Origin of the sequence: Pseudomonas sp. Sample_22, assembly GCF_004307635.1 — a bacterium.
Lineage (GTDB): Bacteria > Pseudomonadota > Gammaproteobacteria > Pseudomonadales > Pseudomonadaceae > Aquipseudomonas.
In genome coordinates, this window is record NZ_RCNY01000060.1 from 1 (window position 1) to 16,217 (window position 16,217).

The following is a 16,217-nucleotide window of genomic DNA, read 5'->3' on the forward strand; positions in this document are numbered from 1 at the left end:
GATAAATCCCGGTGAACAGCGCCACCACCTCCTCATCACTCACACCCACCGGTTCAAATCGACCGGACCAGGTCACCCGCGCGCCCTGATCGTTCCCACGCTCCGCGTGGGAATGCAGCCTGGGACGCTCCGCGTCCCTTTCGGAAGCTGGAACGCGGAGCGTCCCTTGAAGCATTCCCACGCAGAGCGTGGGAACGATCGACGAGTCAAGCCGGGTAATTGGCCCGCAGGGCCTCAAGCCCGCCCTGATAAATCCCGGTGAACAGCGCCACCACCTCCTCATCACTCACACCCACCGGTTCGAAGCGACCAGACCAGGTCACCCGCGCGCCCTGATCGTTCCCACGCTCCGCGTGGGAATACAGCCTGGGACGCTCCGCGTCCCTTTCGGAAGCTGGAACGCGGAGCGTCCCTTGAAGCATTCCCACGCAGAGCGTGGGAACGATCGACGAGTCAAGCCGGGTAATTGGCCCGCAGGGCCTCAAGCCCGCCCTGATAAATCCCGGTGAACAGCGCCACCACCTCCTCATCACTCACACCCACCGGTTCGAAGCGACCAGACCAGGTCACCCGCGCGCCCTGCCCTTGCGCTTCAACCTTGATCGTCGCCAGATAGTCAGTGGCCGGAAACGGTGCCTGCAAAATCGAATAGCTGTAAGTCCTGGCAGCGTTGTCGAACGCTTGCAGGCGCTCGACCACCACTGCGCCGTCTGCCGTTTGCAGGCTGCGCACGCGCCCGCCTTCGCTCAGCTCGCTTTTGGGAATGAACGGCAGCCAGTCCGGTAGCGAGTTGAAGCCACCGATCAATTGCCAGACCTGATCGGCCGAGGCCGGGATGTCGATGAATGCTGATGCAGTTGCCATGTAAAGCTCTCTCTCAATTAACAGGTTTCAGATGGCCATGCTGTCGACGACACCGCCGTCGACTCGCAGGGCCGCGCCGGTGGTGGCCGAGGATAACGGCGAAGCGATGTACGCCACCAGATTGGCGACTTCCTCGACATGCGCCACGCGCTGGATGATCGAGGTTGGTCGGGCGGTGCGCACGAAGGCGTCGGCTTCCTCCTGCAAGCTGCGACCGGATTGGGCCATGGCATCCTTGAGCATCAGCTCCACGCCATCGGTCAACGTCGGACCCGGCAGAATCGCATTCACCGTCACCCCGGTGCCCGCCAGCCGTTTGGCCAGGCCGTGGGAAACCGCCAGGTTGGCGCTTTTGGTCACGCCATAGTTGAGCATGTCAGCCGGAATCGCGATCCCGGATTCCGAAGACAGGAAAATCACCCGCCCCCAGCCTTGCTTGACCATGTCCGGCACGTAATGCCGTGAAAGGCGCACACCGGAGATCACGTTGATCTCATAGAAACGCGTCCACTCGCTGTCGGGGGTGTCAAAGAAATCCACCGCGTTGAAGATCCCGAGGTTGTTCACCAAAATGTCGGCCCGCGGTTCGGCGGCAAACAGTTTCTCGGCGCCTTCGGCGGTGCCCAGGTCTGCGGTCAGCCCGCGTAACTGTGCATTCGGCACGCTCTGGCGAATGCTTGCCAAAGCCTGCTCGACCTTGGCCGACTCGCGGCCGATCACCACCACGGTGGCGCCGGATTCGGCCAGCGCCCGGCTGATGCCCAGGCCGATGCCCGCGGTGCTGCCGCTGACAATCGCCAGTTTTCCACTCAAATCGATTTTCATTTTCAGGCTCCAATGATTGGCAACGGGGCGCGCTCGGACACCAGTTTTGCGTCGCGCATCGCTTGCCAGAAGGCTGCAGGAATCACCGCCGACAACGCGGCCACATCTTCGGCGATTCGCTCTGGTCGGCTGGCACCTGGAATAACCGCCGCCACAGCCGGGTTGGCCAACGAGAACTGCAACGCCGCCGCTTTGATGTCGACACCATGGGCCGCGGCAATACGCTTGATCTGCTCGACCTTGCTGACGATGGCCGGGCTGGCCTTCTGATACTCGAAGTGCGCGCCACCGGCGAGGATGCCCGAACTGTAAGGGCCGCCGACCACGATTTCGACGTTCTGTGCCAGGGCGGCGTCCATCAAGCGTTGCAATGCGCGGTCATGGTCGAGAAGAGTGTAGCGACCCGCCAGCAGAAAACCGTCCGGCTGCGCTTCGCTCAGATCAAGGGTCAATTCGCACGGCTCGACCTTGTTCACGCCCAGGCCCCAACCTTTGATTACGCCTTCTTCGCGCAAGCGGGTCAGCACTTTGAAAGCACCGGTGCGGGCCTGGTTGAAGTATTCCAACCATTGATCGCCGTAGAAATCCTGAGCGATGTCATGCACCCAGACGATGTCCAGGCGATCGGTTTGCAGACGCTTGAGGCTATCTTCAATGGAGCGCAGGGTCGCGTCGGCGCTGTAGTCGTTGACGATCTTGTTCGGGCGACCGTGCTCGAACACCCCGCTCTTCTCGCCCAGATCGCGGGCCGCAGCGTCTTCGACTTCATCGAGAATCACCCGGCCGACCTTGCTGCTGAGCACATAGTCGTCGCGGTTGTAGCGCGACACTGCGGCGCCGAGGCGGATTTCCGACAGGCCCGAGCCGTAGAACGGCGCGGTGTCGAAGTAACGCACGCCGGCATCCCAGGCGGCGTGAACGGTGGCTTGCGCTTCTTCTTCAGCAATGGCGCGGAACATGTTGCCCAGTGGTGCAGTACCGAAGCCCAGCGCGCCGGGCAGTTTATCTTTCAAGCTCATGATTCAATCCTCATCGTTTCAGTGGCCAGTGCTTGACCGTTGAGCAGATCCTAGATTGCGGCGTTCGGACCGTCCAAGACATAATGTGCAGCACTTGAGTCCCCAGAGGTCTGACATGATCGACATCCGCCAATTGCGCTACTTCGTTGCCGTCGCCGAAGAAGAACACGTCGGTCGCGCCGCCGAGCGCCTGCATATTTCCCAGTCGCCCCTGAGCCGGCAGATCGCCCAGCTCGAAGAGCGCCTGGGCCTGACCTTGTTCGAGCGTAGCCAGCAACGCATCCGCCTGACCCGCGACGGCCAGACGTTCCTCGCCGAAACCCGCGCCCTGCTGACCCACGCCAATCGCTTGGAATCCCTGGGCAAGCGCCTGGGGCGCGGCGAAGAAGGCGGCTTGTGCATCGGCTACATCGAAAACGCCATGCACGCCGGTGTGCTGCCCAATGCCCTGCGCGTGCTGCGGGTCGACCGGCCGAACGTGCATGTCGCGCTGTACAACCTGAGTTCCGCCGAACAACTCGAAGGCCTGCGTCAGCGTAGTCTGGATATCGCTCTGGTCAGCGAGCCGCCGACCGATGACGACCCGGACTTGCTGGGTTTTCAGGTTCTGGACGATCCGATGCTGCTGGCCTTGCCCGAAGATCATCCGCTGGCGCAGCAATCGACACTGACGGCCGCCGACCTCGCCGATAAGGAATGGATCGGCGTTCAACATCGGCAGAATGCCAATGGCCACGACGACTTCGTCAGCGCCTGCATCCGCGCCGGTTTCACCCCGGACATTCGCATGCAAGCGACCGAGCCGTTCACCGCATTGGGTTTGGTGGCCTCGGGGCTGGGCATCGCGATGATTCAGAAAGGCTTGAGCCGCAACGCACCGCCGGGCGTGCTGCTGCGGGATGTGCCGTGGATCGCCTACACCACACCGCTGTGGGCCGCATGGCACCGGATCAATTTGCGGCCGTTGGTGGAGACATTCAGGAAAGTCCTGACACACCCGGCCGACTGATCACACACCCGTCCTGTAGGAGCACAGCTTGCTGGCGATGGCGATTTCAAAGGCGCCATCGCCAGCAAGCTGTGCTCCTACAATTGATTGATGTCGTGTTGAAGATCCGTGTGGGAGCGAGCCTGCTCGCGATGGCGGCATCTGTTTAAAGCATATGTTTAACGACTGTCAGCGAAACTTGATGAAAGCTACAACACCTTGCGTCATTGCCTACGGTTACGCCAGAATCCGCCGGCTTACGCGCCTTGGGTCCGGGCCTTATCCTTAGCCGGTCGCTGAAAAAAACAGCGATCGGGTTTGGTAGCCCGGAGTACTGCGCGTAGCGCCACTTCAAGCAATAACTGCTTTTATGGTCGCCATGCGCAGGGCCTTTTCGGAGGCGCCGGTTCCAGTACTCCGGTCTACCAACCTGTGCATGGTCACCACCCATTCGTTTGGTAGCGAAAGTGATGGCTCCCATTTTGCTAGTACTGGAGTTCTATCAATGATCAAACCATCCCCCAACCCGCCAGAATCAGATCCAGCCTCCCCCTACGAAAGCCCCGATTCCAAGCAGTTCCACGAAGCGGCCGAGCGCGCCCTGAATCACTACCTCAACCCCGCCGCCAACATCATGGCCACGCCCCGCACACCCACCACGATGTTCACCATCAACCCCGACATCGACACCGAAACCCTGCTGGCTCACGCCTGCGAATCACTGGCCTCGGCCAGCGTCATGACCACCGATCTGGCCGGTTTTCTGGAAGGCTCGCATCGCAACACGCTGCTGGGCATTGCTCAGGTCATCATGCTGGGCGAGTTGGCGGTGAATCGGGCACTGGATCGACTCGATCCGCCTGAGTAAACGATGAGCCGGCAGGAGCGAGCCTGCTCGCGATGCGGTCAACACATTGAGCATTCCTGTGACTGACACACCGCTATCGCGAGCAGGCTCACTCCTACAGGTGATGGGTGTCGTACGTAACACTTGTGTTTGCTCCTACAATTCCTCGGTAGTCCTCCCCACATCCCTACAGTTTTACCTATCAGTTCTGATAGTTCCCAATGGTCGCAATACCACCAATACTGAATGCCAGCAATGCAGGCCTTCGGAGTTCCTCACATGGCGTTGCCCCACGAAACCGTACTCTGCCAGTATCGCTACGATGCCCTCGACCGCTTAGTCGGCCAAATTCCCGCGACTACACCAGAGCACCAGCGTTTCTACAACCAAAGCCGCCTTGCAACCGAAATTCAAGGAGCGATGCGCCATTCCATCTTCCAACAGGGCGACCTGCTGCTGGCGCAACAGCGAAATAGCGTCGGTGTAATCGACACCTCGTTATTGGCAACCGACCAGCAGCGGTCAGTACTGCACACCTGCAAAGTCAATCAACAACGAAATCCCATTGCTTATTCGCCTTATGGGCACCGTCCTGCTGAAAATGGATTGCTGAGTTTGTTGGGTTTCAACGGTGAGCGGCGTGACCCAGTGACCGGGCATTATCTTTTGGGTAATGGGTATCGGGCATTCAATCCGGTGCTGATGCGGTTTAACAGTCCGGACAGTTTGAGTCCGTTTCGGGAAGGTGGAGTGAATCCATACGCATATTGCCAAGGCGCTCCTGTGAACCAGACAGATCCGACAGGACATGCCACTTCACTTGGATGGGGGTGGGTACGCAATAGCATCGTCAGGCGAGTGCCCCGCCCAACTCCCTGGCCCGGATTTGATCCAACGATGTTGCCGGATGCACCTCCCCCGCGATTGAATCGTGCCGTGGCGGCAGTAGAGCCCATACTAGCTGTTCCCCCAGTTTCAGAAGTTGCATCTCTCAACGTGACGAATACCCTTCGACTGCACACAGTCGATAATGGACGTGAGTTTATAGGGGCTCTCGAATCCGCTTCCCGATCGCCGGATAGGCGTGCTCAACTGAATCCAGCGATGAGAGTTGCACTTGGCAATATGGGCGAGTCGTCGTTAACCGCGGTCCGTCTTCCAACGCCGACTGAAGAAGCCGCTCGAACAATAGCGTTAAGTGGCAACTCCAATCGACATACCCCTGCCTTCGAAACGCATAGGCGCACCCATCAGCAAATGGAGGGAAGAGCGCTACGGGAAAACCGTCCAGATAGAATTCTTCGCGAGATTCGTGACATTCCTTGATCTTGGGAATGGTCACTGACTCAAGACTCCTCGAAAGTCCGCTGTGGATCGCATTGAATGAACCTGCTCCGGCTGGGCCGGTGAAACGCCCAGCATATTGAGTATCCCCGGTGCCTGGCTCACCGCCATTGCGAGCAGGCTCACTCCTACAGGTGATGGGTGTCGTATGCAAGACTTGTGTTTGCTCCCACATATTCTTCGGCAGTTCTTCCCACATCCCTACAATTTCACCTATCAGTTCTGATAGTTCCCAATAGTTGCGATACCAGCAATACTGAATGCCAGCACTGCAGGCCTTCGGAGTTCCTCACATGACGTTACCCCACGAAACCGTACTCTGCCAGTATCGCTACGATGCCCTCGACCGCTTAGTCGGCCAAATTCCCGCGACTACACCAGAGCACCAGCGTTTCTACAACCAAAGCCGCCTTGCAACCGAAATTCAAGGAACGATGCGCCATTCCATCTTCCAACAGGGCGACCTGCTGCTGGCACAACAGCGAAGTAGCGACGTCGCAATCGACACCTCGTTATTGGCGACCGACCAGCAACGGTCAGTACTGCACACCTGCAAAGACAATCAACAGCGCAAAGCCATGGCGTATTCCCCTTATGGATACCGTGCTATTGAAAATGGACTATTGAGTTTACTGGGATTCAATGGCGAACGGCAGGATCCGGTGACCGGGCACTATTTGTTGGGGAATGGGTATCGAACTTTTAATCCAGCACTAATGCGCTTTAATAGCCCGGATAGTTTCAGCCCGTTTGGCAAGGGTGGCTTAAACGCCTATGGATATTGTCTTGGAGACCCAATCAACGGCCATGACCCGTCGGGACATATACCTAAGTTTCCAAAAATACTGTCCCGGAAATTTAAAACTCCAGATTATTTGGATGAAGCGGATAAAATAATCAAAAAAAATGACAACCTTAATTACGAGTTAATGAATAAAGCTTTCCTCAGGGACTACCGAACCGCTCTAAACACCCCACCCCTTCCACGCTATGAAATTAAAAAACCTTCGGACATAGCTGCTAATTTAACCATAGATCAACTTGATTCTCTTCCGCACTACTTGCAAGGAGTTGTATATAGTAAAAAAGCCCGAGAGCTACTTCCTCTATACGAGTATCTTTCATCAGCCCCCCAATACTCGAACACGATCACACTCAGTCACAGAAGCTTTGGTATTTTAAACAAAGCAATAAAAGAAAAAACCCAGCTTCCTGAAGAAATTCGTGGAATCAACTTCATGAATATCGATGCTTACCTAAAAAAATTACAATCAATCAAAAACCCTAAACACTATAGAAATATCGCCAAAGCAGAAGCCCTAAAAGAGAAATACAACAAATCTGTTAACTTAAGAAAATGAAAAAGCCTTAACGACAAATCAAACTCAGGAACATTTCGCACCATCTCATTTTCAGGATAGTGACAGACTGAATAATAGTTCAGGCAGTAGCAGCTGGAGCGCAGCAAGATCCGAAGTTTCAGCGCTCCTGATTCACCCGCACATCGCTAGCGCTTTGCTGCTTTACTAAAAGGATCCGAAACCTCTGAGCCTGCTCTAATGAACCGCAACGACCTGCGCCGCGTGGACATGAACCTTCTGGTGATCTTCGAAACGCTGATGTTCGAGAAGAACCTGACCCGGGCCGGGGAGAAGCTGTTTCTCGGCCAACCTGCTGTCAGTGCGGCGCTGGCGCGGTTGCGGGATTTGTTTGATGACCCGTTGCTGGTGCGCAACGGGCGGATCCTCGAGGCGACGCCACGGGCGTTGGCGATTCTCAAGGAGTTGCAGCCGGCGATGGATACCATTTCCGGCGCGGTGAGCCGGGCCAAGGATTTTGATCCGTCCATCAGCCGCGATGTGTTTCGCATCGGCCTGTCCGATGATGCCGAGTTTGGCCTGTTTCCGCCGCTGCTCAAGCAGATCCGCGAGGAAGCGCAGAACGTTGTAGTGGTGGTGCGGCGGGTCAATTATCTGTTGATGTCGTCGATGCTGGCCAGCGGTGAAATCTCCGTGGGCATCAGTTACACCACCGAGTTGCCGGCCAATGCCAAGCGCAAGAAACTGCGCGACCTGAGCGTCAAGGTTTTGCGTGGTGACAATCGACCCGGCCCGCTGACACTGGATGAATTCTGCGAGCGTCCCCATGCGCTGGTGTCGTTTTCCGGGGACTTGAGCGGCGCCATCGACAATGACCTGGCGCGTATCGGCCGTTCGCGTCGAGTGGTATTGGCGGTGCCGCAGTTTTCAGGCCTGCGGGCCTTGCTGGCAGGCACCGACATGCTGGCTTCGGTGCCCGATTATGCGGCGGCGGCGCTGATTGAAGGCAGCGACCAGTTGCGGGCCGATGACCCGCCGTTCGATATCAACTTGTCGGAACTGTCGATGGTCTGGAACGGCGTCAGCGATAACGATCCGGCAGAACGTTGGTTGCGCTCGCGTATTGCGCAACACATGTCGGCTCCACCGTCGACGCATTGAGCGAATTGAAGTTCGGGTCGGTCTCGCGCAGGTAAATCGGCAGGTCGGTCATTGGCGGCATGGCGGGGATTTCAAAGTACATTTGGATCACCCAGCCCCGGTGATAGCTGGCGTGGTTGACCACATGCATGAGCATCGCGCCGGCACTCATCGTGCCGCTTTCACCGGAAAGGAAGGTGAACCGCATGGGTTTGTCCAGCGAGGCATCGGACTGTCGGGCGCTCCAGTCGCAGTACCAGTGATCAACGTTTTGTTGTGCCAGACGCAGGTCGGGCAATGCCGGATAGACCAGATCATGGGACGTCTTGAAGCTGTGCCCTCGGCCTTCCAGATGAGCCTGCCAAAGACAATCCACCACATAAATGTGGTTGAGCGTGCCAATCATGTTCTTGAAGATTCCGGCGCGTTCCTTTTCGACTTCGCCCGGGGGCAGTTGCGCCAGATTGTCGAACAGCCGTTGGTTGGCCCATTGTTTGTAATCGGCAAGCATGCGGGCAGTGCGTACATTGATCATCGAAATTCTCCGATGGCGAATAGCGCATCTCCAAAGGATAGCGCTAACCACGCGCAATGATGCAGGCGCTGATCATCGGTACGGCCGTTACCGCGTCAGCGCATCCAGCACCCGCTCGGCCAGTGCCAGGCAACTGGTGAGGCCCGGTGATTCAATGCCGAACAGATTGACCAGACCGGCCACCCCATGCTCGACCGGACCGCTGATGCGAAAGTCGGCGGCCGGCTCGCCCGGGCCACTGATTTTCGGGCGAATGCCGCTGTAGGCCGGTTGCAGGCTGTTATCCGGCAAGCCCGGCCAATAACGCCGAATTGCCGCATAAAAACTGTCGGCCCGTGCGGGGTCGACACGGTAATCCAGCGCATCGACCCATTCCACATCCGGCCCGAATCGCGCCTGGCCGCCCAGGTCGAGGGTCATGTGCACCCCCAACCCGGCGCTCTCCGGTGCCGGATACACCAGATGCCTAAATGGCGCGCGGCCACTGAAGCTGAAATAGCTGCCCTTGCACAAACGGGCTGGCGGAACGTGCTGCGCAGGCAGGCCGGCAATACGGCTCGCCACTTCAGGCGCAGACAAACCGGCGCAATTGATCAACTCGCGGCAGCTCAGGGTCATCGGCTCGCTACCACCGACGTGCAGTTCAAACCCCTGGTCGATACAGCGTGCCGACAGCAGCGGCGAGTGCAAGGCCAGCGACCCGCCGCAGGCTACGAGATCGCCCTGCAATGCCAGCATCAACCCATGGGAATCGATAATCCCGGTGGACGGCGACCACAGCGCGGCGACGCAGGACAGAGCTGGCTCAAGCTGCTGCGCCTGAGCGGCGTCCAGCCATTGCAGATCATCAACACCGTTGCGCAGCCCCTGCTCCAGTAACCCCTGCAAGGCCGAACGCTGCGCGTCATCGGTGGCGACGATCAGTTTGCCGAGGCGCTTATGGCTGATGCCGCGTTCATCGCAATAGGCGTAGAGGCGATGCTTGCCCTCCACGCACAACTGCGCCTTGAGGCTGCCGCTGGGGTAGTAGATGCCGGCGTGGATCACTTCGGAGTTGCGCGAACTGATGCCCGTACCGATGCCCTCGCCAGCCTCGAGCACGATCACCTCGCGCCCGCTCAAGGCCAATGCCCTGGCCACTGCCAGCCCGACCACCCCGGCCCCGACCACCACACAATCGATATCGACGCTGCCCTGCCCTGCGCTCATGTCAAACCAACCCTCGCTCGCGGTAATCGATCAGGCTGGAGAATATCGCCAGGAGCATGGCCATGACCACGAAGAAGATCAGCACCAGGAAATACGAACCGGTGAACTGCACGATCAAGCCGATCAGGATCGGCACGATCACCCCGGCCATGTTGCCGCAGAAATTCATGGTGCCGGCCAGCACACCGGTTTTCGACGTGCCGCCGAGGATCGACGGAATGCACCAGTACATGCCGCACCAGCGAATGAAAAACATCGCCACACAGAGCAGGCCAATGGCTTGAGTCGCGTCAGCGGTGTAAGCGGTGCCGAGCATGCACAGGGCCGCGACCAGCGCCGAGCCGCTGAACATGCTGCGCATCACCAGGTTCGGCGACGCGCCGCTGGATTTCCATTTATCCCCCAGGTAACCGCCAACCAGTTCGCCGACAAAACCGCACATGAAGATCAGGAAGGTCGCGCCGCCCATGCCGGAAATGTTCAGGCCGTGGGTCTGGTGCAGATAGCTCGGCATCCAGGTCAGCAGACCATAGAACACGCTGAGAATGCAGCAGTAACCGGCGAACATCGCCAGCACCGAGCGGTCCTTGAGCAGTTCCTTGAAGCCGATGCTGGTGACCGCGCCGGGCTGGCTGACCGTGGCGTTGCCCTCGGTGATGTGCTTGAGCTCAGCGGCGTTGACACCGGGGTGTTCACTGGGATGGTTGCGGATGTACTTCCAGGCCAGCACACCGGCGAGCATGGTGCCGACGCCGGCAATCACGAAGGCGATGCGCCAGGAATCGAACCAGCCGATCAGCCCGGCAATGATGATTGCGCCGAAAGCACTGCCCAAAGGCGCGCCGCCGTCGACCAGCACCGCACCGCGCCCGCGTTCGTTGGGGGTCAGCCAGGCACCGTTGAGCTTGGCCCCAGCGGGCATGATTGGCGACTCGGCGACACCCAGACCCATGCGGGTGATCATCAGGGTGATCCAGTTGTGCGCACCGGCCGCCAGCGCCTGGAATGCACCCCAGGCAACGGTCGCGACGACGATCACACGACGGGTGTGAAAGCGGTCGAGCAGCATGCCGCCGGGAATTTGCATCAATGCGTAGGACCAGAAAAACGCACTGAGCATCAGGCCTTCAAGGGCCGGCGGGATCTGGAATTCACTGGAAATCAGCGGCAAGGCCACCGACAGCGAGGCGCGGTCGATGTAGTTGATGGCGGTCAGCAACAACATGATGAGGAAGATTCGCCAACGGACGTTTGTGGCGCGTTCGGTTGCGTTCGCGGCTGGCAACGCCAGGCTTTCGGCACTTGGATTGTTCATGTGGGGGCTCTTATTGTTGTGGAAACAAGCGGCCTGATGCCTGCCAGTCAACCCTCCCTGTAGGAGCGAGCCTGCTCGCGATGGCGCAGTACGAGCCAACATCAATGTTGATTGCACTTGCGCTATCGCGAGCAGGCTCACTCCTGCAGGTATTGCGTTTTGACTGACGGTTTCAGGCAAGCGGCCCCACTCTAATCACGCCCCCGCGTGCTGAATAATGATGGGATCTGATTGGGGGATCACCGAATGTCATCCCCCAGCAGCGATCAGAAAGTCCCCGGATAGCTGCCGCCGTCCAGTAACAGGTTCTGCCCGGTCAGAAAACCGGATTGCGCACCGCAAATGAATGCGCAATACGCGCCGAATTCATCAGGTTGGCCGAAGCGCTGGGCGGGAACGTTTTTGCGCCGTTGCTCGGCAATGCTTTCGACACTGGTGCTGTTGGCCTCGGCGGCGGCATTGAGGGTCTTGTGCAAGCGCTCGGTCTCGAATGGCCCGGGCAGCAGATTGTTGACGGTGACGTTGTTGCCCGCCAATCGCGCCTGACGCGCCAGCCCGGCGATAAAACCGGTGAGGCCGCTACGGGCACCGTTGGACAGCCCCAGCACATCAATCGGCGCCTTCACCGCGCCGGAGGTGATGTTGACGATGCGCCCGAAACCGCGCTCGGCCATGCCATCGACGCAGGCCTTGATCAGCTCGATGGGCGTGAGCATGTTGGCATCCAGCGCCTTGAGCCAGTCTTCGCGCTGCCAGTCGCGGAAGTCACCGGGCGGTGGGCCACCGGCGTTGTTGACCAGAATATCCACCTGCGGACAGGCCGCCAGCACTTGCGCGCGCACGCCCGGCTGGCTGATGTCCCCGGCCACGGTGCGGACTTCGATGGCCGGTGCCAATTGGCGCAAGTGCACGGCCGCCGCCTGCAAGGTTTCATCTCCCCGGGCGTTGATCACCAGGTTCACGCCTTCCTTTGCCAAGGCCCGTGCACACGCCAGACCCAAGCCTTTGCTGGCGGCGCAGACAATCGCCCAGCGCCCCGAAATACCCAAATCCATGTCGATGCTCCTCGCGATCCAAAAGCCCTAAGTTACCACCGCCCAGCGGCTATCCGGGGGATGACAAAGGGTGATCGCAGTATCAAGCCTTTTCATTATCGGCTGCCCACGCGGCTGATTACTGTTGCGCAACCAACAAGAAACCGGAGACACCCATGAACCCGTTCCAGTTTTACTTCCCCACGACCTTGAAAAGCGGCAACGGCCTGGTGCGTCAGGCCGGTGCGCTGCTCAAACCCCATGTCCGAGAAAAACTGCTGGTGGTCACCGACAATGGACTGATGGCGTCGGGCGTGCTGGATGCGTTTTTTGCTTCGCTGACGGACAGTGAAATCGCCTATGAAGTGTTTGCCGGCGTCGAACCCAACCCCACTACCGATGTGCTCGAGCGCGCCGTAGGGTTCCTGAAGAACCACGAGTGCGATGCGGTGATCGGCGTGGGTGGCGGCAGCAGCATTGACACCGCCAAGGGTGTCGCGGCCATGGCCACCAACCCCGGCAACATCCTCGACTACGAGGGCTACGACAAACTGCTGCACCCGCCGTTGCCGATTTTCGCCATCCCCACCACCTCTGGCACCGGTAGCGAATGCACGGCATCGACGGTGTTCACCAACACCCGGACCCTGTTCAAAACGGTGATCATCAGCCCGGCACTGTTCCCGAAACTGGCGATTCTCGATGCCGAACTGACCCTCAAGTTGCCGCCCTCGATCACCGCCGCCACCGGCATGGACGCCCTGACCCACGCCATCGAATCCTACGTGTCGAAGCAGGCCAACCCGATCAGCCAGGCTTTGGCGCTGCAAGCGATCAAGATGATCTGCACGTATCTGCCGAAAGCGTTTTTCACAGGCTCCGACCTGCACGCCCGGGAGCAGATGTTGCTCGGTTCTTTTCTCGCCGGCGTGGCGTTCGCCCAATCGAAACTCGGCAACGTGCATGCGATCTCCCACACCTTCGGCGGCGTGTTCAACATTCCCCATGGCATCGCCAACGCCACGCTGTTGCCCTACGTCATCGAATACAACCTGCCAGCCTGCCCTGAATTGTTCCGCGAAATCGCCCTGGCCATGGGCGAAAACGTCGACGGCCTGAGCCCTGCCCGCGCCGGGCACAAAGTCGTGGAGCACGTGATGGCACTGAACAAGGCCATCGGCATTCCCGACAACATCAAGGACCTGGGCGTGGACCTGGACTACATGCCGCAAATGGTCAGCGATTCGATGCGCAGCGGCAACGTGCTGGTCAATCCACGTTTGACGACCGCTGCCGACGTCGAGCGAATCATCAGCAATGCCTTCCACGGCCTTCATACCTGAGAGACGAACAGCATGTTTTATGAAATGCGCACCTACACGATCCAAATCGGAAAAATGCAGACCTACCTCAAACACTTCGAGGACAACGGTCTGCCGGTGATCTCCCGCTACACCACGCTGGTGGGCTGGTGGTACACCGAAATCGGCGAGCTGAACCAGGTGATCCACATCTGGGCCTACGAGAGCCTGGATGAGCGCATCAAGAAACGCGCCGCGCTGTACCAGGACCCGGACTGGCTCGAAGGTTTCGTGCCGATCGCCTTCCCGATGCTGGAAAAGATGGAATCGAAACTGCTGATGCCAGCGCAGTTCTCGCCGATCAAATAATCCCTGTTCGAGCTCGAAAGACAATCAAACAACCTGTGGGAGCTGGCTTGCCAGCGATGAGGGAGTATCAGTCGACATCGTTGTTGTCTGACACACCGCTATCGCTGGCAAGCCAGCTCCCACAGGGGACTTTGGTGGACTGTTGAACTGCCCAAACCCAAGGACAACCCCATGTGCGACCACAACACCAACAACACCGCCGCCGACCGTTCTCCCGACATTAAAGCCCTGCTCGAAGGCCTGCCGACCAACTGGGGCAAGTGGGGCCCGGACGATGAAGTCGGCGCCCTGAACTACCTGCAAAGCGCCGAGATCCTTCGTGGTATCGCCACTGTGCGCCAAGGCAAGACCTTTACCCTGCAAGTGCAAATCGGTCACCCCAAAGGTGAGCCGCTGTGGCCCGGACGTCGTCCATCGATGCGGGTCAACGTGCTCGACAAGGGGCACTTTCTCGCGGGTAAAACTCACTTCGACGGTCACGTCGAATATGCCGACGACGTGATCTTCATGCACCTGCAAGGCTCGACCCAATACGACGCGCTGGGCCATGTCTGGCATGACAACAAACTGTGGAACGGCTACGACGCCATGAGCACCATCGGCGGCATGGACAAGGCCAGCATCCTGCCGATTGCCGAGCGCGGCATCGTCGGCCGTGCGGTGTTGATCGACATGGCCCGCCATCGCGGCAAAGCGGTGCTGGACAAGGGTGAAACCTTCAATCACCACGACCTGCTGGCCGCCGCGAAAGCTCAGGGCATCGAGATCCACAAGCGCGACATCCTGATCATCCGTACTGGCTGGATCGGATCGTTTTACGCGCGCGAGCCGCAAGAGTTTTACAAGGATTTCGCCGAGCCGGGCCTGACCTTCAGCCGCGAGCTGGTGGAATGGTTTCACCAGATGGAAATCCCCAACCTGGTCACCGATACCATGGCCAACGAAGTGGCGGTCGACCCGACTTCAGGTGTGTTGATTCCGCTGCACAACGCCTTGATGCGCAACCTAGGCGTGACCTTTACCGAAGTGGCGATGCTCGATGCGCTGGCCGACGATTGCGCGGCAGACGGCCAGTGGCAGTTTCTCTACACCGCTGCACCGTTGAAAATCGTCGGTGGCACCGGGGCGCCGGTGAACCCGATCGTGATCAAGTAACCAGATCCTGCTTGAGTTCATTGATCAGCAGGGTCGCCGCCGGAGACAAATCGGCGCCGGCCCGGCTGATCACCCCATAGGGTTCGATCAGGGCGCGCAACGACACCGGCAGTTTCACCAGCAACTCGAACTGCTCGCAGAACTCGGCCACTTCCACCGGGATCACCGCGAGCAAGGTTGGATCTTGTTGCACCAGCAAAATGGTGGCGAAGGTGGACGAAGTTTCCAGTGGGTAACGGGGAATTTCCAGCCCCGCCTCATTGAGTTCACGCTCCAGGGCCTGGCGCATGGGCATGTCCTTGGGGTAGACCACCCAGCGGTAATCGCTGAGCTGCGATAATTGCAGGGATTGGGCACTGGCCAGTGGATGACGCTGGCTGGCAACCACTGCCAGGGGCTCTTCGCTGAGTTCGATGCAGTCGTAAGCGTCCGAGCGCTGGCCGACACTGGTGCGGCAGATCGCCAGGTCCAGCCGACCCTGATCGAGCAATCCGAGCAAGGTCGCACTGGTGTTTTCCACCAGTTCAACGGACAACTCCGGTTGTTTGAGGCGCAGCTCGGTCAAGGCTCGGGTCAGCAATGGCACCGCGCCCATGATCACCCCGACCGAGAGTCGCCCGCCCTGCCCCTGCATGATGCTGAGCATTTCCTCACGCAAGTGTTCGACATCGCTGTAGATCAGCCGCGCATAACGAATCATGCAGCGCCCCATTTCATTGGCCACAAGACCTTTGGGCTGACGCTCGAACAACGGCATGCCAAGCAACGATTCGACCTCATGCAAGGCCTTGGTGGCGCCGGACTGGGAAATGGAGATCTGCTCGGCGGCCTTGTGCAGGGAGCCGCGATCATCCAGCGCGATCAGCAACCGCAGTTGTTTCAGACGCAGACGTGAAGCGATGCTGCCAAGGGAGGGAACCATGTCGGTAGGTGCTCGTTTCAAGGGCCGGATC

The 16,217-nt window shown here is 59.0% G+C and carries 16 protein-coding genes and 2 pseudogenes; 8 read left to right on the forward strand and 10 right to left on the reverse strand.

The genetic code is table 11. The features are described 5' to 3' along the window. From D8U73_RS15220 to D8U73_RS15250, 5 genes and pseudogenes are all read right to left on the reverse strand, one after another. Positions 1-85: pseudogene (locus D8U73_RS15220) on the reverse strand (SRPBCC family protein); the annotation flags it as partial. A gap of 121 nt (positions 86-206) precedes the next feature. Then, positions 207-332: pseudogene (locus D8U73_RS15230) on the reverse strand (SRPBCC family protein); the annotation flags it as partial. Positions 333-453: 121 nt separating this feature from the next. Then, positions 454-864, reverse strand: coding sequence for an SRPBCC family protein (locus D8U73_RS15240; RefSeq protein ID WP_130904966.1), 411 nt, complete (start codon positions 862-864; stop codon positions 454-456). Between the two features lie 27 nt (positions 865-891). Continuing rightward, a complete protein-coding gene (locus tag D8U73_RS15245) occupies positions 892-1,689 on the reverse strand; it encodes an SDR family oxidoreductase (RefSeq protein WP_130904967.1) in 798 nt (265 codons plus the stop codon). Positions 1,690-1,691: 2 nt separating this feature from the next. Next, the gene (locus tag D8U73_RS15250) at positions 1,692-2,708 is read right to left on the reverse strand and encodes an aldo/keto reductase (protein WP_130904968.1); all 1,017 of its coding nucleotides are present in this window, start codon (positions 2,706-2,708) and stop codon (positions 1,692-1,694) included. Between the two features lie 115 nt (positions 2,709-2,823). On the opposite strand from D8U73_RS15250, the gene D8U73_RS15255 reads away from it, so the two are divergent. The 5 genes from D8U73_RS15255 (at position 2,824) to D8U73_RS15275 (ending at position 8,367) form a co-directional block, all read left to right on the forward strand. After that, complete coding sequence (locus D8U73_RS15255) at positions 2,824-3,717, forward strand: LysR substrate-binding domain-containing protein (protein WP_130904969.1); 894 nt, start codon at positions 2,824-2,826, stop codon at positions 3,715-3,717. A gap of 484 nt (positions 3,718-4,201) precedes the next feature. Continuing rightward, positions 4,202-4,564 carry a DUF6124 family protein gene (locus D8U73_RS15260; RefSeq protein ID WP_130904970.1) on the forward strand — a complete coding sequence of 121 codons (363 nt, stop codon included), beginning with the start codon at positions 4,202-4,204 and terminating at the stop codon, positions 4,562-4,564. Between the two features lie 258 nt (positions 4,565-4,822). Next, on the forward strand, positions 4,823-5,869 hold the full coding sequence (locus D8U73_RS15265; RefSeq protein WP_130904971.1) for an RHS repeat-associated core domain-containing protein: 1,047 nt from the start codon (positions 4,823-4,825) through the stop codon (positions 5,867-5,869). Between the two features lie 311 nt (positions 5,870-6,180). Beyond that, positions 6,181-7,248, forward strand: a complete 1,068-nt coding sequence (locus D8U73_RS15270; protein WP_130904972.1) for an RHS repeat-associated core domain-containing protein — start codon at positions 6,181-6,183, stop codon at positions 7,246-7,248. A 198-nt stretch (positions 7,249-7,446) separates the two neighbouring features. Continuing rightward, complete coding sequence (locus D8U73_RS15275; protein WP_056856732.1) at positions 7,447-8,367, forward strand: LysR family transcriptional regulator; 921 nt, start codon at positions 7,447-7,449, stop codon at positions 8,365-8,367. On the opposite strand, the gene D8U73_RS15280 is transcribed toward D8U73_RS15275, so the two are convergent. The 4 genes from D8U73_RS15280 to D8U73_RS15300 all read right to left on the reverse strand — a co-directional run bounded on the left by D8U73_RS15280 (position 8,288) and on the right by D8U73_RS15300 (position 12,460). Beyond that, positions 8,288-8,881, reverse strand: a complete 594-nt coding sequence (locus D8U73_RS15280) for a DinB family protein (protein WP_130904973.1) — start codon at positions 8,879-8,881, stop codon at positions 8,288-8,290. The two genes, D8U73_RS15275 and D8U73_RS15280, sit on opposite strands and share 80 nt — an antisense overlap. 87 nt (positions 8,882-8,968) lie before the next feature. Then, a complete protein-coding gene (locus tag D8U73_RS15285) occupies positions 8,969-10,090 on the reverse strand; it encodes an NAD(P)/FAD-dependent oxidoreductase (RefSeq protein WP_130904974.1) in 1,122 nt (373 codons plus the stop codon). Between the two features lies 1 nt (position 10,091). Further along, on the reverse strand, positions 10,092-11,405 hold the full coding sequence (locus D8U73_RS15290) for an MFS transporter (RefSeq protein WP_056856735.1): 1,314 nt from the start codon (positions 11,403-11,405) through the stop codon (positions 10,092-10,094). Positions 11,406-11,671: 266 nt separating this feature from the next. Further along, positions 11,672-12,460: an SDR family oxidoreductase gene (locus tag D8U73_RS15300; protein ID WP_130904976.1), complete on the reverse strand. Its 789-nt coding sequence runs from the start codon at positions 12,458-12,460 to the stop codon at positions 11,672-11,674. A gap of 155 nt (positions 12,461-12,615) precedes the next feature. On the opposite strand from D8U73_RS15300, the gene D8U73_RS15305 reads away from it, so the two are divergent. The 3 genes from D8U73_RS15305 (at position 12,616) to D8U73_RS15315 (ending at position 15,264) form a co-directional block, all read left to right on the forward strand. Then, positions 12,616-13,782: an iron-containing alcohol dehydrogenase gene (locus D8U73_RS15305; RefSeq protein ID WP_130904977.1), complete on the forward strand. Its 1,167-nt coding sequence runs from the start codon at positions 12,616-12,618 to the stop codon at positions 13,780-13,782. 12 nt (positions 13,783-13,794) lie between these two features. After that, a complete protein-coding gene (locus tag D8U73_RS15310) occupies positions 13,795-14,109 on the forward strand; it encodes an NIPSNAP family protein (protein WP_130904978.1) in 315 nt (104 codons plus the stop codon). Positions 14,110-14,280: 171 nt separating this feature from the next. Next, positions 14,281-15,264, forward strand: a complete 984-nt coding sequence (locus D8U73_RS15315; RefSeq protein WP_056856739.1) for a cyclase family protein — start codon at positions 14,281-14,283, stop codon at positions 15,262-15,264. On the opposite strand, the gene D8U73_RS15320 is transcribed toward D8U73_RS15315, so the two are convergent. Next, positions 15,257-16,186: a LysR family transcriptional regulator gene (locus D8U73_RS15320; RefSeq protein WP_056856740.1), complete on the reverse strand. Its 930-nt coding sequence runs from the start codon at positions 16,184-16,186 to the stop codon at positions 15,257-15,259. The genes D8U73_RS15315 and D8U73_RS15320 overlap by 8 nt on opposite strands. Positions 16,187-16,217: the final 31 nt, after the last annotated feature.